This window comes from Calditerrivibrio sp. (assembly GCF_049968475.1).
GTDB lineage: Bacteria > Chrysiogenota > Deferribacteres > Deferribacterales > Calditerrivibrionaceae > Calditerrivibrio > Calditerrivibrio nitroreducens_A.
Genome location: NZ_JBMFQS010000037.1, coordinates 1 through 541, shown reverse-complemented (window position 1 = coordinate 541; position 541 = coordinate 1). Strand labels below are relative to the sequence as shown.

At 31.6% G+C, this 541-nt stretch carries 1 protein-coding gene and 1 pseudogene; one reads left to right on the top strand and one right to left on the bottom strand.

Going from position 1 to position 541, the window contains the following annotated elements:
• Positions 1-272, top strand: a 272-nt coding sequence (locus ACP5Q2_RS09920) for a winged helix-turn-helix domain-containing protein (protein WP_428099640.1), incomplete at its 5' end; no start/stop codon positions are given.
• A gap of 18 nt (positions 273-290) precedes the next feature.
• Here the strand turns inward: ACP5Q2_RS09920 and ACP5Q2_RS09915 are convergent.
• Positions 291-541, bottom strand: a pseudogene (locus tag ACP5Q2_RS09915) (hypothetical protein); the annotation flags it as partial.

Genomic DNA, 541 nt, shown 5'->3' with positions numbered 1-541 from the left:
CTATTTTAGAATCGCTTATTGAACTTGGCGGAAAAGCAAAGGTGGAGTCTGTTTTAAATCTTGTACATATGAAGATGAAAAATACTTTAAACGAATATGATTATCAGTCCCTTTCATCTGGTTCAAAAAGATGGAAAAATACTGCACAATGGGCAAGAAATACGATGGTAAATGAAGGTTTGCTGGCATCTAATTCCCCATGGGGTATCTGGGAAATAACAGAAAAAGGCAGAAAATTTTACGAAGAAAACAGAGAAAAAGCTACTAACTGATATAACTGATATATTATTTTAATCTAAAAGCTGCTTAAATTCTTCTAACGAAGAAATAGTTTTTGCTTTGCTTTTCAAATAGTCCAGACGTTCTAAATCTTGAATATTTTTAAGCTTTTCTGAAATAATGCTTAAATCCATGTTGGGAAATCTTAAACTTAATATATCCAGTATAGCTTCTACTTTACCTTTCAAAATACCTTCCTGAATTCCTTTTTGAATTCCTTTTTCTTCTCCCATTTTATACAGTGGGTCTTCCAGTATTTCTT